Origin of the sequence: Staphylococcus sp. 11511212, from assembly GCF_011394755.1 — a bacterium.
GTDB lineage: Bacteria > Bacillota > Bacilli > Staphylococcales > Staphylococcaceae > Staphylococcus > Staphylococcus chromogenes.
Window position 1 is genome coordinate 233,781 of sequence record NZ_JAANBQ010000003.1, and the last position, 22,075, is coordinate 255,855.

Below are 22,075 nucleotides of genomic sequence, written 5' to 3' on the forward strand. Positions count from 1 at the left end.
CATGACCTCTACGACAATAATTGGTATTGCTGGTGGTTCTGGATCTGGAAAAACATCAGTAACAAATGAGATTATGAAGAATTTAGATGGCCATAGTGTTGCACTTATAGAACAAGATTTTTATTATAAAGACCAATCACACCTTACTTTTGAAGAGCGTTTAAAAACGAACTATGATCATCCATTTGCGTTTGATAACGACTTACTTATCGAAAATCTAAAAGATTTAAAAGCAGGTAAATCAGTAGAAGTACCCACGTATGATTATACAATTCATACGAGAAGCGATAAAAAAATTGCATTTGAACCTAAAGATGTTATTATCGTAGAAGGTATATTTGCGCTTGAAAATGAAACGCTTCGTAATATGATGGATGTTAAAATATATGTTGATACAGATGCCGATTTACGTATTCTACGTCGTCTTATTCGAGATACAAAAGAACGCGATCGAACGATGGAATCTGTTGTAGATCAATATTTAAATGTAGTGCGTCCAATGCACAACCAATTTATTGAACCTACAAAAAAATTCGCAGATATTATTATTCCTGAAGGCGGAAGCAATAAAGTTGCCATAGATATCATGACAACTAAAATTCAAGCTTTAGTACAAACTCAAGATTAATCTATTAGTTAAAGGAAGATGCAAAAATGGAAAATCAAAAACAATATCCAATGACACAAGAAGGGTTCGAAAAACTCGAGCAAGAATTAGAAGAATTAAAAACGGTTAAACGTCCAGAAGTTGTTGAAAAAATTAAAGTCGCTCGTAGTTTTGGGGATTTATCTGAGAACTCAGAGTACGATGCAGCAAAAGACGAACAAGGATTTATTGAACAAGATATTCAACGCATTGAAACAATGTTACGCCATGCGTTAATTATAGAAGACACTGGTGATAATAATGTTGTACAAATTGGAAAGACAGTAACATTTGTCGAGCTTCCTGGTGATGATGAAGAAAGTTATCAAATCGTGGGTTCTGCAGAAGCAGATGCTTTTAATGGTAAAATCTCAAACGAATCACCAATGGCAAAATCTTTAATTGGCAAAAAATTAAATGAAGAAGTCCGTGTTCCTCTTCCAAATGGTGGAGAAATGAACATCAAAATTATAGATATTAAATAACACTAGAAGTCCATGAGGTTAAGATTCCTTTGAAAAGGGAATAACTTAACCTCATTTTTTATTAAACAAAATTGAAACCTCGTGGGTAAAGTAAGCCAATTTAAAATGATGGCATAATTATCGATGAATAAATACTATGTTTCAATATCTATTAATTATTCCTATCGAAATTGTAAGCTTATTATAAACGTGATAAAATTATCCTTTGAAAAGGTTTTCAGAAAGGGGAATGTGTGAGTGGAATGTCGTCAAATCAGTGAACAGTCATTTATGATTTACTTTAATCCAGAAATTAATGAGTACACTTTTAACCAAGTCAATGCGATGAAAGATTACATAAATTCTCTGGAACATCCGTTTATCAAAGAACTGTTACCGTCATACCGAGCAATATTGGTGTATTTTGACGGTATTGAGATTAAATATGAATCACTCATTGAAGAATTAAAACTCAATGAATTTCATTTTGAAAATATGCAAGGTCAATCACAAAGAAAGATTATCAATATTCCAGTTCTTTATGGTGGGGAATGGGGACCGGACTTAGACCTTGTTGCAGAGCATAATAAACTGACACCTGAAGAAGTCGTAAGGAAACATACCGAAAGTTTTTATCTCGTTTATATGATTGGATTTATGCCTGGTTTTCCTTTTTTAGGAGGCTTAGATAAAGCGCTCCATACACCTAGAAAAGCTGAACCACGTTTAAAAATTCCAGCCGGTTCAGTAGGAATTGCCAATAATCAAACAGGTTTATATCCTGAAGATTCACCAGGAGGATGGCAAATCATTGGACAAACGCCTATTAAGGTGTTTGATTTAAACCGTGATCCTAAAATTTTATATCAACCTGGAGATAAAATAAAATTTTATGCGATTAACGAAGAACAATTTTTGCATATCAAAAAATATACAGCTAAAGGTCTAATTGATTATACAGAATGGGTGATGACAGATTATGAGCATTAAAATTTTAAAACCAGGATTATTTTCAACTGTTCAAGACTTAGGTAGATTTGGTCACCAAGCTGAAGGTTTTTCTCCAGCTGGCGTAATGGATCGTCCAAGTTTTGAGCTTTTAAATGCCTTGCTCGACACTGAAAATCAACCTGCCATTGAAATTACGATGGTTGGACCTACGATTCAATTTCTAGAGCAAAATTTATTTGCTGTAACAGGAGCACCATTTGATATGAAATTAAATCAAAAATCGATACCACATCAAACGGTGATTAAAGTGAACAGAGGAGACATACTTGAACTTGGTGCGGCCAAACAAGGCGTTCGCGCATATATTGGTTTTGCCAACACGATAGATGTCCCACAAATTGAAGGAAGTGCTTCAACGCATACTCGAACATCGGTCGGTGGATTTAAAGGTCGCATTTTAAAAAAGAATGACATTATTCCTACAAATTCAAATAATTTAGATTATAGTTTGATTGGTCGTGCGACGGATTATCAAAGTTTTACCCCTAAAGGCAACCTCCCAATAGGAATTATGGATGGTCCACAAATAGATGCTTTTTCTAAAAGAACTATCAAAGAAATTGAAACGATTGAATTTCGCGTATCTGAAAATTCAGATCGGATGGGGTATCGTCTTAGTGGCGCTTCTATAAAACCAGATACTAGCGCAGATATTATATCAGAGCCTGTAGCATTAGGAAGTGTTCAAGTTCCTAATGATGGAAATCCAATTATTTTGTTAAATGATCGTCAAACTGTTGGGGGATATACTAAAATTGCCACAGTCATAGATTCTGATATTGTAGATGTGATACAGAAAAGACCAGGTGAAACCATTCAATTTGAATGGGTCACTTTTAACGAAGCTAATGAAATATTAGACCGAAAAAATAGAAAGTTAGAAGACGCAATAAAAAAATTACAACGTTATCCAAAACGATATTTAAACAACATTAGACCTTCTCAAAGTAAAATAAAAGATGTTTTAAAAGGAGATAGTAAGCCATGGATTTAAAACAAATCGAACAAACTTTAAACGTGTTAAAAACATACGGAGCTAAGCATTTTAGATATAGTGATGACGATATGGAACTAGAATTGGATTTAGCAGTCAACGCGCAAAATTATGATGGTGATACTTCTACACAACCAACGACAACTGCTAGCAAAAATGAAACTACACCATCTCAAGAAAACACATCTGAAGCACAAGATGAAAAGGTGATTCGTTCACAAATGATTGGAACATTCTACTTACAAGATGAAAAAGAATTGACAAAACCTGTCATCAAAGTAGGAGACAAAATCAATAAGGGAGACATTATTGGTTACGTCGAAGCCATGAAAGTCATGAACGAAGTTACTGCGGACGAAGCAGGTGAAATCACTGAAATTTTAGTAGATCATGGCGAGAACATTGAACATAATCAAATTATTGCTAAATTAAAATAGGGGGTCCAGTCATGTATCGAGTTTTAGTAGCCAACCGTGGGGAAATTGCTGTGCGAATTATTCGTGCATTACGTGAAATGAAAATGGAATCTGTAGCAGTATATGCAGTGGGTGATGAAAATAGTCTGCATGTAAAATTAGCAGACCACGCTGTGTGTATCGGTGATGCCAACCCTTTAGATAGTTACTTAAATATCAGAAATATTTTAGCTGCCGCAGAAATTACAAATGCGAATGCTATACATCCAGGATATGGCTTTTTATCAGAGAGTCCTATCTTTGCTGAAAAAGTGGAAAATGAAGGGTTATATTTCATAGGTCCAACTAAACGAACAATGGAACTTATGGGAGATAAAATCACTGCACGACAAACAGTAGACAAAGCAGGTGTCCCTGTAATACCCGGATCACATTCTTCAGTTGAATCTGTTGAGGAGATTAAAACATTAGCTGAAGAATTAGGTTACCCTATAGTATTAAAAGCTGCGAGTGGCGGAGGCGGTAAAGGCATTCGTATCGTAAAAGAGGAAAGTGAAGTTGAACGTCTCTTTAAAGAAGCTAAAAGTGAAGGAAATAAATATTTTAATGATGATCGTGTTTATGTTGAAGCATTTATTCCTGTTGCAAAGCACGTAGAAGTTCAAGTGCTCGGTGATGGTCAAGCGAACTTTATACATTTAGGAGAACGAGATTGCTCTGTACAACGTAAAAATCAAAAATTAATTGAGGAATCTCCTTGTAGTGCTCTCACACCTGAAAAAAGAGAACAAATGTGTAGTGATGCGGTTAAAGTTGCTCGAGCAGCGCAATACCGTAGTGCCGGGACAATTGAATTTTTGGTCACTGAAGATGCCTACTACTTTATAGAAATGAATGCGCGTATCCAAGTGGAACATACTGTAACAGAAATGCGTACAAACGTAGATTTAGTACGTCAACAATTATTGTTAATGAGAGATGGAGAATTAAAAATTCATCAAAATGATATTACGTTCCAAGGGCACGTGATAGAGGCGCGTATTAATGCCGAGGACCCAGAATTAGGGTTCAGACCTACTCCAGGAACTGTGCAAAGGTTGCATCTTCCACAAGGTTTTAATGTTCGTGTTGACTCGTTTTTATATAGTGGTTATACTGTTTCATCATATTATGATTCATTAGTCGCTAAAGTTATTGTAAAAGGGGACAATCGACTTCATGCAATCGAAAAATTAAAAGTGACACTTGATGAAATGATTATTGACGGTTTTAGTACAACAGCCGACTTTCTTTATGCTGTCTTAGCTTATCCACCATATTATGAAGGTGATGCTAAAAATGTAGACATCAAGTTTTTAGATCGTCACGAAATTTTCGAGGAGGCTAAACATGACTAAAATAGATTTAAATTGTGATCTTGGAGAAAGTTTTGGTAATTATAAGATTGGCAATGACGAACAAGTGATACCGCTTATCACCTCTGCAAATATTGCATGTGGTTTTCATGCAGGGGATTCTAATGTGATGGCCAAGACGGTAAAAATTGCTAAACAAAATAAAATTGGCATCGGAGCTCACCCAGGTTTTCCTGATTTACAAGGCTTTGGTCGAAGAAATTTAGATATGTCACATGATGAAATTTATAATATGATTGTTTATCAAATTGGTGCGCTTAAACTATTTTGTGATCTTGAAGGGGTCACTTTAAACCACGTTAAACCTCACGGAGCGCTTTATCAAATGGGGGCTAAAGATCCAAAAATTGCAAAAGTGATTGCACAAGCAGTGCATGATATTGATTCAAATATCATTTTTGTTGGTTTATCTAATTCTTACTTAATTGAAGAAGCGGAAAAACTTGGTCTTAAGACTGCTTCTGAGGTATTTGCAGATCGTCGCTATGAGGCAAATGGCCAATTAGTAAGCCGAAAGCAAGAAAACGCTGTGATTAATGACACGCAAGAAGCCATTGATCAAGTGGTTAAAATGGTGACAAAAGGAAAAGTAACTGCAATTAATGGGGAAGAAATTAACATTTCTGCAGATACAATTTGTGTACATGGAGATGGGGAACACGCATTAGAATTTGTTAAACAAATTCGCAAACAATTATCAACAGTGGGTGTTGAAATTGTAACTTTAGGGGGTTAATGAATGAAAAAAGATTCAAACGAAATTAAAAACCAAGGAGACTTCGAATTTACAAAAACACATAAACGTCTCCTGTTAGGTTCAGTATTCTTAATGGCAACGTCAGCGATTGGACCTGCCTTTTTAACACAAACTGCTGTATTTACACAACAATTCTTAGCAAGTTTTGCATTTGCAATTTTATTATCAATCATTATAGATATTGGAGCGCAAATTAATATTTGGCGTATTTTAGTTGTAACTGGATTACGTGGTCAAGAAGTGGCTAATAGCGTGGTCAAAGGTTTAGGAACATTTATATCAATTTTAATTGGTTTAGGTGGACTTGCGTTTAATATTGGAAACATTGCCGGTGCCGGTTTAGGATTAAATGCTATTTTCGGGATTGATGTCAGAATAGGCGCAGCAATCACAGCAATCATTGCAATTTTAGTCTTTGTTTCGAAAAACGGACAAAAAGTGATGGACGTAGTAACATTAATCTTAGGAATTGTAATGATTGCGATCGTAGCATTCGTTATGATTAAAACGAATCCTCCATATCTTGAAGCTGCTGGTCGCATGATTGTTCCTGAAAACCCAGCTTCTCTTGTTTTACCAATTATTACATTAGTTGGTGGATATATTACATTTGCTGGTGCACACCGTCTACTAGATGCTGATATCAAAGGTGAAAATTACTTACCTTTCGTCAATCGTTCAGCGATTTACGGGATTTTAACCACTGGCGTAATGCGTGCTTTATTATTCTTAGCTGTATTAGGTGTGGTTGTAACTGGCGTAGTCTTGAATCCTGATAATCCTCCAGCATCTGTATTTGAACATGCGCTCGGACCAATCGGTAAGAATATTTTTGGTGTCGTACTGTTTGCAGCAGCGATGTCTTCAGTCATTGGTTCAGCATATACAAGTACGACTTTTCTTAAAACATTACATCATAAAATTTACAAACATGACAATTACGTCGTGATTGCATTTATCGTTATTTCAACTATTATATTTTTATTCTTAGGAAAACCTGTCACATTATTGATCGTTGCTGGGGCATTCAACGGTTTAATTTTACCAATCGTACTTACAACGATTCTTATTGCTTCTAAAAAGAAAAGTATCGTTGGCAATTACCAACATCCGACTTGGATGCTTGTATTTGGTATTATTGCAGTGCTTGTTACAATTTTCACAGGTATTTATTCCTTCCAAGGTCTATTAGAACTATTAGGTAAATAATCATGAAAAGGTAAAGGACTCTGTTATCACAGAAGCTCTTTACCTTTTTTTAAGCCCTTTTTCGAGCTTTTTAAAACCAATTTATCTATACAATATACTTCTGGGTTAACCCCAAAACCTCAAAATAAGTTAGAAAACTTCAATATTAGCGCTAAGAAATTTGAGATTTTCAGACAACAATGTAAAGTATTTAACAACTCAACACTGTAATGACTAATTATTCTCATCTTCTAAACAGTTATGTTAAAATTGACAACGAATATAGAGACATCAAGGAGGAAAATTATGATTGGGATAATTGGTGCCATGGAAGAGGAAGTCGAAATTTTAAAATCACATATGCATGAAGTCGAAACTTTACAAATTGCGCACACTGTTTTTTATAAAGGGAATTTAAAAGGCGCTGAGGTCGTATTAATTCAAAGCGGGATAGGTAAAGTTAATGTTGCAATCTCAACTACTTTACTCATCCAACAATTTAAACCAGAACTAATAATTAACACGGGTTCAGCTGGTGGACTACAACCTGGCTTAGCATTAGGGGATGTCGTTGTAAGTACGAAAGTGGCGTATCATGATGCCGACGCACGCGCTTTCGGCTATGCAATGGGTCAAATACCAGGGATGCCTGAAACCTATGATGCAAATCGTCACTTGATAACCCAAGTAAATCATGTGTTAAATCAACTTAAACAACCTGTTAAAGAAGGCCTCATCGTATCTGGTGACAGCTTTATTGGAAGTGATGTACAACGAGCTGAAATATTAAAATATTTTCCTCAGGCATTGGCAGCGGAAATGGAAGCGGCAGCCATTGCCCAAACGTGCTATCAATTTAAAGTTCCATTTATCGTTACACGTGCTATTTCTGATCTTGCTGATGGCGATGCAGGAATGACATTTGAGGCCTTCCTCAAAGTTGCATCACAATCTTCAAGCCAAATGGTGATCGCCTTGCTCGAAAAATTAAATGAATAGAAATATTCAATAAATAGTACTTATGCTATAATAACAAGAATGAACTTTAATTAGTGGAGGATTAATATGGGTATTATAAGTCGCTTATTTTTGCCAAATCAATACGTTAAATCAATTCATGAAATTGATTTCGATAAATTACAAGAAAAAAATATTAAAGGGGTTATTACAGATTTAGATAATACTTTAGTAGGTTGGGACGAAGCGAACCCAACACCAGGCGTTGAGCAATGGTTTAAAAATCTAAGTGAAAGAAATATTAAAGTGACTATCGTTTCTAACAATAATGAGGCGCGAGTAAAAACATTTTCTAGTGATTTAGATGTAGATTATATTTTCAAAGCACGCAAGCCATTAGGTAAATCACTAAATAAAGCCACTCAACAAATGGGCTTAAACAAGGACGAAGTGGTCATTATTGGGGATCAAATGTTAACAGATGTTTTTGGCGGAAACCATAACGGTCTATATACAATAATGGTCGTTCCAGTAAAAAATTCTGATGGCCTTGCGACGAAGCTTAATAGAATGATAGAACGTCGTTTATTACATTATTTCAAGAGAAAAGGATATATTAATTGGGAGGAAACAAATTGACAGACGAATTAAAATGTATCGGTTGTGGCGCAACGTTACAATCAGACGATAAAGATAAACCTGGATATGTACCTGAATCGAGTTTGTTTAAAGACGATGTAATTTGCCGTCGTTGCTTTAGATTAAAGCACTATAATGAGGTTCAAGATGTCGGCATGGAAAGCGATGACTTTTTAACACTTTTAAATAAACTTTCAGATAAAAAGGGAATCGTCGTTAACTTAGTGGATGTTTTTGATTTAGAAGGTTCCTTCATTCACGCAATCAAACGTATCGTTGGTAACAAGAAGATTATTTTAGTAGCCAACAAAATCGATCTTTTACCTAAACAAATTAATAAGCGTCGTGTCACTGAATGGTTACGCCAATCCGCTAAAAATTATGGACTTTTTGCAGATGACGTTGTGCTTATCTCTGCACAAAAAAATTACGGAATAGATGTTTTAATGGAGACTATCGAAAAGCATCGTCAAGGACAAGACGTTTATATTGTCGGTACGACGAATGTTGGGAAATCTACCCTTATTAACAAACTTATTGAACAAAGTGTGGGCGAAAAAGATGTTGTCACAACCTCACGAATACCAGGAACAACACTTGATATGATAGACATTCCAATCGATGAAAAATCAGATATGTATGATACACCAGGAATCATTCAAGAACATCAAATGACACACCTTGTAACACCGAAAGAATTAAATATTATAATGCCTAAAAAAGAAATTAAACAACGCGTTTATCAATTAAATGAAGGACAGACGCTTTTCTTCGGCGGGCTCGCTCGAATAGATTATGAAACAGGTGGCAAACGACCGTTGATATGCTATTTTTCTAATGATTTAAAAATCCATCGTACTAAAACAGAAAACGCAGATCGTCTTTGGAAAGAAAAGGTAGGAACGTTTTTATCTCCACCATCAAATTCTAAATCATTTCAACTAGATGAACTTAAAAAAGTGACTTTATCCACCGATACTGAAAAGCAAGACGTGATGATTTCTGGTCTTGGTTTCGTTACAATCGACAGAGGGGCTTCATTTAGTGTGATGGTGCCAAAATCGGTTGATGTGACGCTTCGACCATCAATTATGTAAAGGAGGGCATAGAATGAAATTTGCGGTGATTGGCCATCCTATCAATCATTCTCTTTCCCCATTGATGCATCATGCTAATTTTAGTGCATTACAATTAGACTACGGATATGAAGCATTAAGTATACCAGAAACACATTTTAACCATATTAGGGATATTATTGATGATCGCCAATTAGATGGCTTTAATGTAACGATTCCACACAAGGAACGTATCATTCCTTACTTAGATGATATTTCAAAAGAAGCCCGTGAAATGGGTGCTGTAAATACAGTGAAAATTACCAATGGAAAGTGGATAGGCTACAATACCGATGGTTTGGGCTTTGTTAAAGGCCTTAAAAATTATTATGGTGCATTAACTGAAGCAAAAATTTTAGTTTTAGGGGCTGGAGGCGCAAGTAAAGGGATTACTTATCAATTAAAACAATATACTAAGTATCCTATATATGTTGCCAATAGAACGATGTCGCGATTTGATACATGGTCGTTTGATGTTGAAGCGATGCCCTTAACCTCAGTTCGTTCAAAAGCACACCATTTTGATATTATAATTAATACCACTCCTATAGGTATGCACCATTCACAAGAAGCGCTACTGACTTTTGATACACTAAAAAACAACGCATTAATTTGCGATATCATCTATACGCCTTTAGAGACGCCTTTTTTGGAAAATGCACGCCGTAATGGATATGACACGTATAATGGCTTAGATATGTTCGTGTATCAAGGCGCAGAAAGCTTTAAAATATGGACGAATCTAGATGCTAATATTGAAGCGATGAAAACAACAGTTTTAAATCAATTAACTCAAAATAATGATTAGGAGACGATTATGAATTTAACAGGGAAACAAAAACGATTTTTAAGAAGTGAAGCACATCACATTGATCCTATCTTTCAAATTGGAAAATCAGGAATTAATGAAAATATGGTACAACAAATTGTAGATGCTTTAGAAAAACGAGAACTTATCAAAGTACACATTTTGCAAAATAATTTAGATGATAAAACTGAACTTGCACACCAACTAAGCCAAGCTACAGAAAGCCACCTTGTTCAACAAATTGGTTCAATGATTGTACTTTATAAAACGTCTAAAAACCATCAATCTATTGAGTTGCCATCATAATGAAAAAAGTTGTCATATATGGTGGACAATTCAATCCAGTTCATAGTGCACATGAGATGGTGGCTACAATGGTATACGAGGCGATACAACCCGATATCTTCTATTTTTTACCGAGCTATAAATCGCCTCTAAAACAACACGAACAAAATATTGATGTTTTTCATCGAATTGAAATGCTCAAACTCGTTATCCATAATCTTGGTTTTGGTCAAATTCGTTATGATGAAATTGAACGTAAAGGTGATAGCTATACGTATGACACTTTAAAAGTCATTCAACAAGAACACCCTAACGATAAAATCTATTTCGTTATAGGGACTGATCAATATTTGCAGCTATCGAAATGGTACAACATTGAGGAATTAAGAACCTTTGTGACTTTTATCGTAGTCAATCGTGCACCGCAACATGAGTTTCAAGATGAATCTGTCATATTTGTCAATATGCCGGAAATGGCAATAAGTTCTACAGAAGTAAGACATCGACGGAAAAATGGAAAAACGATTCACATGTGGGTACCGCTTAATGTGGAACAATATATTAAAAAGGAGGGTTTATATGGATAAATCTTTCGCAATAGAGCTAGTCAAAGAAAAGCTACCGAAAAAAAGATTTGAACATTCTATTCGTGTAGCTGAAACTGCAGTGAAATTAGCACAACAATATGAAGGGGATGTTGATAAAGCTGAACTTGCAGGAATATTACATGATTTTTGTAAATACGATGACCTTGCATCCATGTATCAAATAGTAACGCAATATGACCTTGATTCTGCTTTATTAAGTTATGGTTCTGAAATACTGCACGGTCCGGTATGTGCTACTATTATGAAACATCAATATCATATCAATGATGAGGACATTCTTTTAGCGATTGCACATCACACTACAGGTCGAAAACATATGACAAAAAATGAAAAAATTGTTTTCATTGCGGATTATATTGAACCTGGACGTACGACTAAAGGTGTTGAAGATATTCGTGAAATGGTATATGGTGGCAAAGGATTAGATAAAACAATTTACGAAATTTCCAAGCGCACAGTTTTATATTTAGTTGAAAAAGATGTGAACGTTTTTCAAGCTACTATTGATTGCTTAAATTACTATAACTTTAACGATTCTAAATAAAAGGATGATTAAATGAACGCATATGAATTATTAACACTTGCAGTTGAAGCTGCAGGAAATAAAAAAGCTGAAAATATTGTTTCTTTGAACATGCAACAAATTTCTGATATCGCAGACTATTTCGTTGTTTGTCACGGTAACAATGAACGACAAGTTCAAGCCATCGCAAAAGCTGTGAAAGATAATGCAGAAGAACACGGCATTAATGTAAAACGTATGGAAGGATATCAAGAAGCAAAGTGGATTTTAGTAGATTTGACAGATGTAGTTGTTCACGTATTCTTAAGAGATGAACGCTTACATTATAATTTAGAAAAATTATATCATGATGCCGAAATGTACTTATATGAAGAGGTCGTCAAAGCATAATGTCTTATCAAAAATTAAGCTCTTTTTATGATGTTTTAACGTCAGATCAACCCTATGACCAATGGTTACAAATCGTGGAACATTTCAAACCTCATAAACCATCTCTTAGTTTTTTAGACTTAGGCTGTGGGACAGGCACTTTCACCTCAAAATTAACGCATATGGCTCCAATTGTTTATGGAATGGATTTAAGCACTGAAATGATTCAATATGCTAAACAAAAATCAACAGAAGTGCATTGGATACAAGGTGATATGTCAAATTTCAACTTAAATCAAACATTTGATCTTATTACGATTTTTTGTGATTCACTGAATTATTTGCAATCTGAAGAAGAGGTAATGGATACTTTCAATCATGTTTATCATCATTTGAATGAACAAGGAATTTTTATTTTCGATGTACATTCTGCTCATAAAATGTTAACACAATTTAATAATCAACTTTATATGGATGACCGTGAAGAACTTACACTTATTTGGCATACAACTGAAGGAGAACTTCCCTTAAGTGTATGGCACGATTTAACATTTTTCACTAAAACAGATTTAGGAACTTATGAAAGAATAGATGAATCCCAATTCCAACGCACCCTTGAAAAAGCAATATATGAATCAATGCTTAAAATGATTGGTTTTAAAAATATACAATCATTTTACGATTTTGATATTAACAATCATGACGAAAAAGGCGATCGTCTTTTTTTCGTTGCAACAAAATAAAGAAATGAGCCTCCTTAACACGTGTATAGATGTGAAAGGGGCTTTTTTATGTATCACCGTTTAAATCATTTACTTAAACATCCTCAAATAGTGATTGGTATTCTCGTTGTTAGTGTATGTATTTCGATTTTTTTAACTTTTTTATATTTCAATACCTCTCAGTCAAATGAGCATGCTGCACAAGCTAATCCAACAACGTTAACAGAAAATATCGCCACTTCTGACACTATAAACGAAAAAGAAACAGCACAAATAACTGATATTATTGTGGACGTTAAAGGAGCAGTTAAAAAAGTACAACCTTACACAATGAAATCGAATCAACGTGTCAAAGACGTCCTTGAAAAAGCCGGTATTCTCCCACAAGCAGACTTATCACAAATTAATTTAGCTGAAAAATTGATAGATCAAAAATTGATTTACGTTCCTAAGAAAGGAGAGGCGACTAGCGCCCAGGGGATAACTCCATCCCTTTCAAATCAAGATTCTCAAAAACAACCTATAAACTTAAATTTAGCCCAAGAGTCAGATTTAGTCGAAGTTCCTGGTATTGGTCCTTCAAAAGCACAATCAATTATTGCCTATCGTGATGAGAAAGGGGGATTTAAATCAGTAGAAGATTTAAAAGAAATTAAAGGCATCGGTGAAAAAACTTTCGAAAAATTAAAAGATTATTTTACAGTTTAGCTCAAAAATTTTGAGTACATTGTGACGAAATGCACACATGTAAGATATAATTAAATTAAGTTTTAATAGATGAGGTGAAATTATGGAACGCATTCAATGGGATGAGTATTTTATGGCTCAGTCACATTTGTTAGCATTGCGCTCAACGTGTAAACGTTTATCTGTCGGAGCGACAATTATTAAAGATAATCGAATCATCGCTGGCGGATATAACGGTTCAGTTGCAGGAGAAGTACACTGTATAGATGAGGGGTGTTTAATGGAAGATGGACACTGTATTCGCACTATTCACGCGGAAATGAATGCGATTTTACAATGTGCTAAACAAGGAGTTTCTACTGAAAATGCAACGATATATGTTACGCATTTTCCTTGTTTGAACTGTACAAAATCTATCATTCAAGCAGGCATTAAAACAATTTATTATGCTGAAGATTATCATAATCATCCATACGCTCTCCAATTGTTAAGACAGTCGGGTGTAAAATATGCACGTGTCCCATTTCACCCAGAAGATATCGTCAAATATATTTTAAGAACATAAATTTTTATGCAGTATATACTTTGTTTTTTTATCATCGGTCAACTTGCCATTCATCATTTATATACTGCATGTTTTTTATGCGCAATAATTACATGTAGTATATTTATAAAACATCAACGGTGGCCACTTACTTTGTTATGTATCATAAGTTGTATTTTGGGAGGGGCTATAGAGCACCACTTCATCAACAAAAATCAATCTTTTATACAAAGTAATTCTCAAACTTCACAATTACCAACAACAATTCGTATAAAATTTATTTCGTTACCTATTATTGATCGTACAGGCCTGCATGCTACAGTAGCAACTTCAAACAATAAAAAGATGATACTGAAGGTATACAACCCGCCGAAACAAACTGTCCCCTCCGCAAGATTCTTTTTTACCCATACATGTAAAATTCAAGGGAAAATAAAACCCGCTAATAATATGGGCCAAGTGGATTACTTCAATGTTCAAACTATAACATTTCAATCATGCTACCGTTCACAACCCTTATGGGATGATTATATACGATACTTCAGAAATATTTATACTGAACGATTACTCTCTTCAAAACTAATAGGGAAAGACAAAATTATCGCGCTTACAACTGGGAATAGCCAATATATCACTCCTAATGAACTTTCTCTTATACGTCAATTAGGGATTTCTCATTTATTTGCCGTCAGTGGTACACATGTAGGCATTCTATTATCTTTACTTTATTTGATTTTAAAACGATTGCCTATGCCTCTAGCTGTCGTGAAAATAATTATTTTATGTCTCTTACCCATTTATCTCATATTTGCGGGAGATGCTCCGAGTGCTCAACGTGCAGTACTTATGGCAAGCATAGTCCTCATTTTCTCAAAATTGCTATTACTTAATGGGATCACTATTTTATCTTTATCTTACATCGCATTATCCCTTTATGCTCCCGAACTCCATTATCATCTTGGTTTTCAATTTTCTTTTACTATCTGTTTTTTTCTCATTCTTTCTCAAAAATGGTTATCTAAACAAAATCTATACTTGGTCTTATGGAAAACAACGCTTGTTTCGTTTTATGGCACGCTTTCAATTAGCTATCATCACTTTAATGAGATTCAATGGCAAAGTATTATTACGAATATAGTTTTCGTACCTTTATATTCATTTATCATCATTCCTTTTGCATTTTTAACCATTCCTATGTATTTAATATCTCCTCATATAATAGAAAACATTTCCATTCTACCTAACACTCTTTTTCAATTCCAAGAAGCGCTATTACAAATGTTCCAGCCGTTAACTAAATTTCATTGGGTAATCGCAAATTATGGGGAACCTGGATTTTTAATAATTACTTTTTGTAGTTTTATAAGTATGCTTTTACTTAATCTTAAGAAATATCGTTACTTTCTTATTTTCACAGTGATTGCTATCTTTTTTTCTATTGTATTCAAACCTTCTTTTACTGATGAAATGATCCTCATAGATGTTGGTCAAGGTGATGCCATATTATTTAAAAGTCGCACACATAAGACGTTACTTATCGATACAGGGGGGCAACTTCCACATCTAAAACAACGTTCAAATTTTAATATTACTGAGCGGAAACTCTATCCAACATTAAAATCCAAAGGAATTACGCAAATTGATTATTTGTTAATTACACATGATCATGCGGATCATATGGGAGAACTTAAGGAACTCGCTGATAAAGTAACAATAAAAAATATCATTATAAATCCACATCATTTTAATAGGGATTTGTTGCATGAAGTCATTGATATTACTAAATCAGAACAAGCCATTTTGCATTCTGCATTTGAACTAAAAACGCTTAAATTAGATGAATTTCAGTTTCAATTTTTAAATGCTACGATTAAAAATAGTGAAAATCCGAATGAGCACTCTATTATTACGCTTGCAAACATTTATAATAATCGTATTCTATTAATGGGAGATGCAACGGTTGCAAATGAAGATTTGTTAAGGCAAAAATATAACATACCTAAAATAAATATTTTAAAAGTAGGGCACCACGGTAGTAAAACGAGTACCTCAGAAAATTTTCTCGCAACAATACGACCTGAAATTGCGTTAATTTCAAGTGGCAAAAATAACATGTACAGGTTACCGCATCCAGAAATTTTAGAGCGACTAAGCAAGCAAGATATAGCTACTTATAACACGGCTGAGAATCAAAATTTAACAATTCAATTTACTAGTGAGAATTACACATTAAGTAAACCACCTTAAGGCGAAAGGGTATATACTTTTAAATATGAGGCGCTATACTCCTCAATATCTAACATGTTATAATAAGTCTAATTGTTCGAAGAGAGGAAGTAACTGATGTCTGATTACATCTACACAGTCTATGGGGATGTTCCTGAACTTATAGAGAGGGAAACAAATAAAATTATCGAGGCTTATCTTAAAGGTGAACCAAAAGATGACTTCAATTTCACAAAATATAATTTATACGAGACACATTTTAATCAAATCATTGAAGAAGCCATGACTTTGCCTTTTTTTTCAGATAAAAAAGTGGTTTTAGTTCAAAATGCGTATATTTTTACTGGTGAAAAAGTTGCAAAAGAGCAACAACCCAATATGGATAGTATGATTGAATTTATTGAGAAGTATGATAATCAAACTTTAATTATTTTCCAAGTCAATCATTCAAAATTAGACGAACGAAAAAAAATCGTTAAAGTATTAAAGAAACACGCTAAGCTTAAAAAAATAGAACAGATGACTGAACAAGAAACTAAAAAGTGGATACACAGCTATTTAAATGAAAATTTTAAAGATATTAAACAGGACGCACTTGATACGTTCCTATCTTTAACTGGGATTCACCATCAAATCATTGTGCAAGAATTAGAAAAATTATTATTGTATGTTGGGGAACGGCCTCAAATCAACTTAGAAGATGTCAAAACAATCGTCAATCGAAGTTTAGAACAGAATGTCTTTTTATTAACAGAATACATTCAAAAGGGGAATAAGTCTGAAGCTGTTCGGCTTATGAAAGACTTAATTCAATTAAAAGAAGAGCCTATAAAGCTATTAGCCTTAATTACAAGTAATTATAGATTGTATTATCAGAGTCTCATCTTAAATCAAAAGGGGTATTCAGAACAGCAAATAGCGAAAACGGTCGGAGTTCATCCTTATAGAGTGAAACTTGCATTAAGGCAAGCACGTAAGTACTCCTTAGAAACGATTTTAGATATTATGAATGCTTGTGCGGAAACAGACTATCAACTTAAGTCTTCCTATATGGATAAAACTTTAATTTTAGAGTTATTTATTTTGAAACTATAAAAAACACGAGGCTTGGCCTCGTGTTTTTATTTCGCTGACATTAATTTAGATTTCATTCTGTCCGCTTTATTAGAGTGGATTAAATTACTTTGCGCAGCTTTATCAATCTTTTTAATAGCGCTGTTAATTAATTCTTGTTTATTATCAGCATTTGATTCGATAGCTGTTTTAGCGTTTTTAACCGCTGTACGCATATCATTTTTTTGTGAAATATTTTTGCTTTCAGCTGTGTGCGTTGTTTTCACACGTTTAATAGCAGATTTGATATTTGGCATTTAAAGCACCTCCTAGAAACATTATGATCAAAAGGTTTTGATTACAACAAAATTTATTCTATCAAAACTCCTATCATTGTGCAATCATTATTTCATTTGAATCATGCATTTTTAGCGTAATTTTCCATCTCATAGCGAACTGAATATTATTACTTCAAAAGTTGCAATTATAGGTTAAAAACGTTATCATATCAAAGATGCGAAACATAATTCGGAAGAACGAGAAAGTGAGAAGGATACGATGAATAATGAAGAACGTTTGAATCGACGAAAAAATATTAGAAACTTTTCAATAATTGCTCATATTGATCACGGTAAATCAACACTTGCCGACCGTATACTTGAAAATACAAAGTCTGTTGAAGCCCGTGAAATGCAATCACAACTATTAGATTCTATGGATTTAGAGCGTGAACGTGGAATCACAATCAAACTTAATGCAGTCCGTTTGAAATACGAAGCAAATGACGGTGAAACATATACGTTTCATCTAATTGATACACCCGGACACGTCGATTTTACTTACGAAGTTTCACGTTCTTTGGCTGCTTGTGAGGGTGCTATACTTGTTGTGGATGCTGCTCAAGGAATTGAAGCCCAAACACTAGCAAACGTCTATCTTGCTTTAGATAATGATTTAGAATTAATACCTGTCATTAATAAAATCGATTTACCTGCAGCAGAACCTGAGCGTGTAAAACAAGAAGTTGAAGATGTAATTGGTTTAGATAAGGACGATGCTGTTTTAGCCAGCGCAAAATCAAATATTGGAATTGATGAAATTTTAGAAAAAATAGTAGAAATGGTGCCACCTCCTGAGGGTGATCCAGAAGCTCCTTTAAAAGCGTTAATTTTCGACTCGGAATATGATCCATATCGTGGGGTGATTTCGTCAATTCGTGTGGTTGATGGGGTAGTTAAACCAGGTGATAAAATCAAAATGATGGCAACAGGTAAATCGTTCGAAGTGACTGAGGTCGGCATTAATACACCGAAACAACTCCCTGTTGAAGAGTTAACAGTAGGAGATGTAGGCTATATTATAGCAAGTATTAAAAATGTGGATGAGTCTCGAGTTGGAGATACGATTACACATTTTGACCGCCCTGCAGAAACGCCGTTAAAAGGGTATAAAAAAATGAATCCAATGGTTTATTGCGGACTATTTCCAATAGATAATAAAGATTACAACGATTTACGTGAAGCGCTTGAAAAATTACAATTAAATGATGCGTCATTAGAATTTGAACCTGAATCTTCCAAAGCGCTTGGTTTCGGTTATCGAACTGGCTTTTTAGGAATGCTACATATGGAGATTATTCAAGAACGTATCGAGCGTGAATTTGGCATCGAACTCATTGCCACTGCACCGTCAGTAATTTATTCAGTTGTCCTTAGAAACGGGGACACGATACAAGTCGATAACCCAGCGCAAATGCCTGAGCGTGACAAAATCGAAAAAGTTTTTGAACCTTTTGTACGTGCAACGATGATGGTTCCAAATGATTATGTAGGCGCAGTGATGGAATTATGCCAACGTAAACGTGGCCAATTTATAAATATGGATTATCTTGATGACATTCGAGTAAGTATTGTTTATGAACTTCCATTATCTGAAGTGGTATTTGATTTCTTTGATCAGTTAAAGTCAAATACAAAAGGCTATGCTTCTTTCGATTATGAGTTCATTGAAAATAAAGAAAGTAACCTTGTGAAAATGGATATTCTATTAAATGGTGATAAAGTAGACGCATTAAGTTTTATTGTTCATAAAGACTTTGCATATGAACGTGGTAAAGCATTGGTTGAAAAACTTAAAACCTTAATTCCGCGTCAACAATTTGAAGTGCCGGTACAAGCGGCTGTGGGTCATAAAATAGTGGCAAGAACTAATATTAAATCCATGGGTAAAAACGTACTTTCTAAATGTTACGGTGGCGATATTAGTCGTAAGCGTAAATTATTAGAAAAACAAAAAGCAGGTAAAGCAAAAATGAAAGCAGTCGGTAATGTCGAAATACCACAAGATGCCTTTTTAGCTGTTTTAAAAATGGACGAAGAATAAATACTCCACTCCCAATTACAAATAGATATGTGATTGGGAGTTCTCGTTGTCAGGAGGGAAAATAATGATTAAAAGCGCATATATCCACATTCCTTTTTGCGTCAACATTTGCACATATTGTGATTTCAATAAATATTTTATTCAAAATCAACCTGTAGATGCGTATATTGATGCTTTAATTAAAGAAATGCATTTTGATTCAAAACAAACACTGGAAACCCTTTTTGTAGGTGGAGGTACACCGACCGCATTAACTATGAAACAGCTGGATAAATTATTATTAGCTATCGAAAATCAATTTAATATTTTAGGGGAATATACTTTTGAAGCCAATCCCGATGAGCTCACAGAAGAAAAGATTAAGTTATTAAAATCATATGGTGTCAATCGATTATCCATGGGAGTTCAAACTTTTGACGATGCGCTTTTAAAATTATTGGGAAGAACACACAAAACTCAAGATATTTATCAAGCTGTTGAGTTTGCCAAAAAATTTAACATCCCTTCCGTGAGCCTCGATTTAATGTATCATTTACCTACACAAACGCTAGAACAATTTAATCACAGTTTAAACGAAGCATTGGCGCTCGATATTGATCATATTTCTTGTTATGGATTGATATTGGAGCCACAAACACAGTTTTATAATCTTTATCGAAAAGGGAAACTCATTCTTCCAAGCGACACCCTTGGTGCAGAAATGTACGAACATTTAATGAAAAAAATGAAGCAAACCGAAATGCATCAATATGAAATTTCAAATTTCGCTAAAAGTGGTCATGAATCACAACATAATAAAGTCTATTGGAAAAATGAAAGTTATTATGGTTTTGGAGCAGGTGCAAGCGGGTACGTCAATGGGTGTCGTTATACAAATGTAAAACCGGTGAATCATTATATTCAACATGTCACTAATAATGAAAAGCCAATTTTAGAAAAATCATTTCCTACAGTTAAAGAACAAATTGAGGAGGAAATGTTTTTAGGTTTACGCATGAATCAAGGGGTTAATAAAACCATTTTCCACCAAAAATATAACGAAAATATTGACCACTTATTTGAAAGACAGCTACTCACGTTAGAGAATAAAGGTTGGATTAACAATGATAAAAACACAGTATCTCTTACTGATCAAGGTCGTATAGTCGGTAATGAAGTTTTCGAAGCTTTTATCGAGATATAAAATATTTTCATTTTCAATGCTTTAACATTGACTTACTTTGACCAATTTGATAAATTATAATTAGCACTTGAGATGAAAGAGTGCTAATGAGGTGGAAACATGATTACTAAAAGACAATTAAGTATTTTAAATGCAATTGTTGAGGATTATGTTGAACTTGGCCAACCTATTGGATCTAATACAATCATTCAGCGTCATAACGTCAATGTAAGTCCAGCGACGATTCGAAATGACATGAAACTTCTCGAATCAAAAGAATTAATCGTAAAAACACATACGTCTTCAGGGCGTATTCCTTCAGAGGCTGGTTTTAGATTGTATGCGAATCGATTGTTAAAACAACCGATGAAAGACAACAAGCAAAATAATATCAATATTAACGAAATGTATTTAAAACATCATTTTGATATATCTTCAACACTCGATAATTTTGCTGAAGATTTTTCTAATCAATCACATTATACTACGCTTGTAGTAGGTCCAGATCATTCAAAGGTGGCAATATTAGATATTAAATTAATGAAAGTTCATGATTATCATCTTATTATTGTGTTGATTTATGAAACAGGTCATGTGAAACATTTACATTTATCTTCACAAACACCCATATCCTCTTCATCTGTTGTGAAATTGTCTAACTTTTTATCCTTACATTGTGTTTCGATTGTAAATCGCACAATGGATATTCAATTACAAAGTTTAGACGGTCTTTCAAAATCTGAAGTGACTTTTTTAAATCAACTTATTGATTTGATTCATCGTGAGGTTGCAAGTGAATCTTCGCGTATATATTTAGGTGGTAAACACCAACTCATCGAGAGATTAAATGAAACAAACGTTTCAGCCATACAAACCATCCTAAAATATATCGAATCAAACCAAATAACAGATTTACTAGATGAAATGGTGGATTCAAGTATCTCGATTAAAATTGGTCATGAGATTGAACAGGATGTTGAAAATATAGCAATTTTAACTCGAAGATATGAGATTGATCATGCACTGAACGGTTATGTTGCCGTTATCGGTCCTACAGCAATGCATTATCAAAATGTGATTCAATTGCTTAGTCGAATTTCATAA

25 protein-coding genes are annotated in these 22,075 nt (G+C 34.2%); 24 read left to right on the forward strand and 1 reads right to left on the reverse strand.

Features of this window, described 5'->3' with window-relative positions:
* The first annotated feature begins 1 nt into the window (after position 1).
* From udk to holA, 21 genes are all read left to right on the forward strand, one after another.
* Positions 2-628 (forward strand): uridine kinase, encoded by a 627-nt coding sequence (gene udk, locus G8Y84_RS02545; RefSeq protein ID WP_037574136.1) that lies wholly within the window; start codon positions 2-4, stop codon positions 626-628.
* Positions 629-654: 26 nt separating this feature from the next.
* A complete protein-coding gene (greA, locus tag G8Y84_RS02550) occupies positions 655-1,131 on the forward strand; it encodes a transcription elongation factor GreA (protein ID WP_037574133.1) in 477 nt (158 codons plus the stop codon).
* 237 nt (positions 1,132-1,368) lie between these two features.
* Positions 1,369-2,100 (forward strand): 5-oxoprolinase subunit PxpB, encoded by a 732-nt coding sequence (gene pxpB / locus G8Y84_RS02555; RefSeq protein WP_037574130.1) that lies wholly within the window; start codon positions 1,369-1,371, stop codon positions 2,098-2,100.
* On the forward strand, positions 2,090-3,115 hold the full coding sequence (locus G8Y84_RS02560; RefSeq protein WP_037574127.1) for a 5-oxoprolinase subunit C family protein: 1,026 nt from the start codon (positions 2,090-2,092) through the stop codon (positions 3,113-3,115). Before pxpB ends, G8Y84_RS02560 begins: the two co-directional genes overlap by 11 nt.
* Positions 3,106-3,552: an acetyl-CoA carboxylase biotin carboxyl carrier protein gene (locus G8Y84_RS02565; protein ID WP_103159032.1), complete on the forward strand. Its 447-nt coding sequence runs from the start codon at positions 3,106-3,108 to the stop codon at positions 3,550-3,552. Before G8Y84_RS02560 ends, G8Y84_RS02565 begins: the two co-directional genes overlap by 10 nt.
* Before the next feature lie 11 nt (positions 3,553-3,563).
* Positions 3,564-4,928 carry an acetyl-CoA carboxylase biotin carboxylase subunit gene (locus tag G8Y84_RS02570; RefSeq protein ID WP_037574120.1) on the forward strand — a complete coding sequence of 455 codons (1,365 nt, stop codon included), beginning with the start codon at positions 3,564-3,566 and terminating at the stop codon, positions 4,926-4,928.
* Positions 4,921-5,682 (forward strand): 5-oxoprolinase subunit PxpA, encoded by a 762-nt coding sequence (gene pxpA, locus G8Y84_RS02575; protein WP_037574117.1) that lies wholly within the window; start codon positions 4,921-4,923, stop codon positions 5,680-5,682. The genes G8Y84_RS02570 and pxpA overlap by 8 nt, the downstream gene beginning before the upstream one ends.
* A gap of 3 nt (positions 5,683-5,685) precedes the next feature.
* The gene (locus tag G8Y84_RS02580; RefSeq protein WP_165806096.1) at positions 5,686-6,912 is read left to right on the forward strand and encodes an NRAMP family divalent metal transporter; all 1,227 of its coding nucleotides are present in this window, start codon (positions 5,686-5,688) and stop codon (positions 6,910-6,912) included.
* Positions 6,913-7,197: 285 nt separating this feature from the next.
* Positions 7,198-7,890 (forward strand): 5'-methylthioadenosine/adenosylhomocysteine nucleosidase, encoded by a 693-nt coding sequence (locus tag G8Y84_RS02585; RefSeq protein ID WP_037574111.1) that lies wholly within the window; start codon positions 7,198-7,200, stop codon positions 7,888-7,890.
* Between the two features lie 66 nt (positions 7,891-7,956).
* The gene (locus G8Y84_RS02590; RefSeq protein WP_037574108.1) at positions 7,957-8,487 is read left to right on the forward strand and encodes a YqeG family HAD IIIA-type phosphatase; all 531 of its coding nucleotides are present in this window, start codon (positions 7,957-7,959) and stop codon (positions 8,485-8,487) included.
* Positions 8,484-9,584, forward strand: a complete 1,101-nt coding sequence (yqeH, locus tag G8Y84_RS02595) for a ribosome biogenesis GTPase YqeH (protein ID WP_037574105.1) — start codon at positions 8,484-8,486, stop codon at positions 9,582-9,584. The genes G8Y84_RS02590 and yqeH overlap by 4 nt, the downstream gene beginning before the upstream one ends.
* A 13-nt stretch (positions 9,585-9,597) precedes the next feature.
* Positions 9,598-10,410: a shikimate dehydrogenase gene (gene aroE / locus G8Y84_RS02600; RefSeq protein ID WP_037574102.1), complete on the forward strand. Its 813-nt coding sequence runs from the start codon at positions 9,598-9,600 to the stop codon at positions 10,408-10,410.
* A 9-nt stretch (positions 10,411-10,419) separates the two neighbouring features.
* Complete coding sequence (yhbY, locus tag G8Y84_RS02605) at positions 10,420-10,716, forward strand: ribosome assembly RNA-binding protein YhbY (protein ID WP_037574099.1); 297 nt, start codon at positions 10,420-10,422, stop codon at positions 10,714-10,716.
* On the forward strand, positions 10,716-11,282 hold the full coding sequence (nadD, locus tag G8Y84_RS02610) for a nicotinate (nicotinamide) nucleotide adenylyltransferase (protein ID WP_037574096.1): 567 nt from the start codon (positions 10,716-10,718) through the stop codon (positions 11,280-11,282). Before yhbY ends, nadD begins: the two co-directional genes overlap by 1 nt.
* A complete protein-coding gene (yqeK, locus tag G8Y84_RS02615) occupies positions 11,275-11,847 on the forward strand; it encodes a bis(5'-nucleosyl)-tetraphosphatase (symmetrical) YqeK (protein ID WP_037574093.1) in 573 nt (190 codons plus the stop codon). The genes nadD and yqeK overlap by 8 nt, the downstream gene beginning before the upstream one ends.
* A gap of 12 nt (positions 11,848-11,859) precedes the next feature.
* Positions 11,860-12,216, forward strand: coding sequence for a ribosome silencing factor (gene rsfS / locus G8Y84_RS02620; protein ID WP_103158624.1), 357 nt, complete (start codon positions 11,860-11,862; stop codon positions 12,214-12,216).
* A complete protein-coding gene (locus G8Y84_RS02625; protein WP_172458438.1) occupies positions 12,216-12,938 on the forward strand; it encodes a class I SAM-dependent DNA methyltransferase in 723 nt (240 codons plus the stop codon). The genes rsfS and G8Y84_RS02625 overlap by 1 nt, the downstream gene beginning before the upstream one ends.
* Positions 12,939-12,986: 48 nt before the next feature.
* A complete protein-coding gene (locus tag G8Y84_RS02630; RefSeq protein WP_103158622.1) occupies positions 12,987-13,625 on the forward strand; it encodes a helix-hairpin-helix domain-containing protein in 639 nt (212 codons plus the stop codon).
* Positions 13,626-13,707: 82 nt separating this feature from the next.
* Positions 13,708-14,169, forward strand: coding sequence for a ComE operon protein 2 (locus G8Y84_RS02635; protein ID WP_037574083.1), 462 nt, complete (start codon positions 13,708-13,710; stop codon positions 14,167-14,169).
* Between the two features lie 132 nt (positions 14,170-14,301).
* Positions 14,302-16,395, forward strand: coding sequence for a DNA internalization-related competence protein ComEC/Rec2 (locus G8Y84_RS02640; protein WP_107520542.1), 2,094 nt, complete (start codon positions 14,302-14,304; stop codon positions 16,393-16,395).
* Positions 16,396-16,491: 96 nt separating this feature from the next.
* On the forward strand, positions 16,492-17,469 hold the full coding sequence (gene holA, locus G8Y84_RS02645; RefSeq protein ID WP_037574078.1) for a DNA polymerase III subunit delta: 978 nt from the start codon (positions 16,492-16,494) through the stop codon (positions 17,467-17,469).
* A gap of 26 nt (positions 17,470-17,495) precedes the next feature.
* Here the strand turns inward: holA and rpsT are convergent, their stop codons facing one another.
* Positions 17,496-17,744, reverse strand: coding sequence for a 30S ribosomal protein S20 (rpsT, locus tag G8Y84_RS02650; RefSeq protein WP_037574074.1), 249 nt, complete (start codon positions 17,742-17,744; stop codon positions 17,496-17,498).
* Between the two features lie 241 nt (positions 17,745-17,985).
* Here rpsT and lepA point away from each other — a divergent pair, with 241 nt between their 5' ends.
* The 3 genes from lepA (at position 17,986) to hrcA (ending at position 22,075) form a co-directional block, all read left to right on the forward strand.
* Positions 17,986-19,809 carry a translation elongation factor 4 gene (gene lepA / locus G8Y84_RS02655; RefSeq protein ID WP_037574071.1) on the forward strand — a complete coding sequence of 608 codons (1,824 nt, stop codon included), beginning with the start codon at positions 17,986-17,988 and terminating at the stop codon, positions 19,807-19,809.
* Positions 19,810-19,870: 61 nt separating this feature from the next.
* Positions 19,871-20,992 carry a radical SAM family heme chaperone HemW gene (hemW, locus tag G8Y84_RS02660; RefSeq protein ID WP_037574619.1) on the forward strand — a complete coding sequence of 374 codons (1,122 nt, stop codon included), beginning with the start codon at positions 19,871-19,873 and terminating at the stop codon, positions 20,990-20,992.
* A gap of 99 nt (positions 20,993-21,091) precedes the next feature.
* Positions 21,092-22,075, forward strand: coding sequence for a heat-inducible transcriptional repressor HrcA (gene hrcA / locus G8Y84_RS02665; protein ID WP_037574068.1), 984 nt, complete (start codon positions 21,092-21,094; stop codon positions 22,073-22,075).

Excerpts from the sequence above, each read along its gene's own strand:
- udk (WP_037574136.1), top strand. The coding sequence starts at position 2 with ATGACCTCTACGACAATAATTGGTATTGCTGGTGGTTCTGGATCTGGA.
- greA (WP_037574133.1), top strand. The coding sequence starts at position 655 with ATGGAAAATCAAAAACAATATCCAATGACACAAGAAGGGTTCGAAAAA.
- G8Y84_RS02560 (WP_037574127.1), top strand. The coding sequence starts at position 2,090 with ATGAGCATTAAAATTTTAAAACCAGGATTATTTTCAACTGTTCAAGAC.
- G8Y84_RS02565 (WP_103159032.1), top strand. The coding sequence starts at position 3,106 with ATGGATTTAAAACAAATCGAACAAACTTTAAACGTGTTAAAAACATAC.
- G8Y84_RS02570 (WP_037574120.1), top strand. The coding sequence starts at position 3,564 with ATGTATCGAGTTTTAGTAGCCAACCGTGGGGAAATTGCTGTGCGAATT.
- pxpA (WP_037574117.1), top strand. The coding sequence starts at position 4,921 with ATGACTAAAATAGATTTAAATTGTGATCTTGGAGAAAGTTTTGGTAAT.
- G8Y84_RS02580 (WP_165806096.1), top strand. The coding sequence starts at position 5,686 with ATGAAAAAAGATTCAAACGAAATTAAAAACCAAGGAGACTTCGAATTT.
- G8Y84_RS02585 (WP_037574111.1), top strand. The coding sequence starts at position 7,198 with ATGATTGGGATAATTGGTGCCATGGAAGAGGAAGTCGAAATTTTAAAA.
- G8Y84_RS02590 (WP_037574108.1), top strand. The coding sequence starts at position 7,957 with ATGGGTATTATAAGTCGCTTATTTTTGCCAAATCAATACGTTAAATCA.
- aroE (WP_037574102.1), top strand. The coding sequence starts at position 9,598 with ATGAAATTTGCGGTGATTGGCCATCCTATCAATCATTCTCTTTCCCCA.
- yhbY (WP_037574099.1), top strand. The coding sequence starts at position 10,420 with ATGAATTTAACAGGGAAACAAAAACGATTTTTAAGAAGTGAAGCACAT.
- nadD (WP_037574096.1), top strand. The coding sequence starts at position 10,716 with ATGAAAAAAGTTGTCATATATGGTGGACAATTCAATCCAGTTCATAGT.
- yqeK (WP_037574093.1), top strand. The coding sequence starts at position 11,275 with ATGGATAAATCTTTCGCAATAGAGCTAGTCAAAGAAAAGCTACCGAAA.
- rsfS (WP_103158624.1), top strand. The coding sequence starts at position 11,860 with ATGAACGCATATGAATTATTAACACTTGCAGTTGAAGCTGCAGGAAAT.
- G8Y84_RS02625 (WP_172458438.1), top strand. The coding sequence starts at position 12,216 with ATGTCTTATCAAAAATTAAGCTCTTTTTATGATGTTTTAACGTCAGAT.
- G8Y84_RS02630 (WP_103158622.1), top strand. The coding sequence starts at position 12,987 with ATGTATCACCGTTTAAATCATTTACTTAAACATCCTCAAATAGTGATT.
- G8Y84_RS02635 (WP_037574083.1), top strand. The coding sequence starts at position 13,708 with ATGGAACGCATTCAATGGGATGAGTATTTTATGGCTCAGTCACATTTG.
- holA (WP_037574078.1), top strand. The coding sequence starts at position 16,492 with ATGTCTGATTACATCTACACAGTCTATGGGGATGTTCCTGAACTTATA.
- rpsT (WP_037574074.1), bottom strand. The coding sequence starts at position 17,744 with ATGCCAAATATCAAATCTGCTATTAAACGTGTGAAAACAACGCACACA.
- lepA (WP_037574071.1), top strand. The coding sequence starts at position 17,986 with ATGAATAATGAAGAACGTTTGAATCGACGAAAAAATATTAGAAACTTT.
- hrcA (WP_037574068.1), top strand. The coding sequence starts at position 21,092 with ATGATTACTAAAAGACAATTAAGTATTTTAAATGCAATTGTTGAGGAT.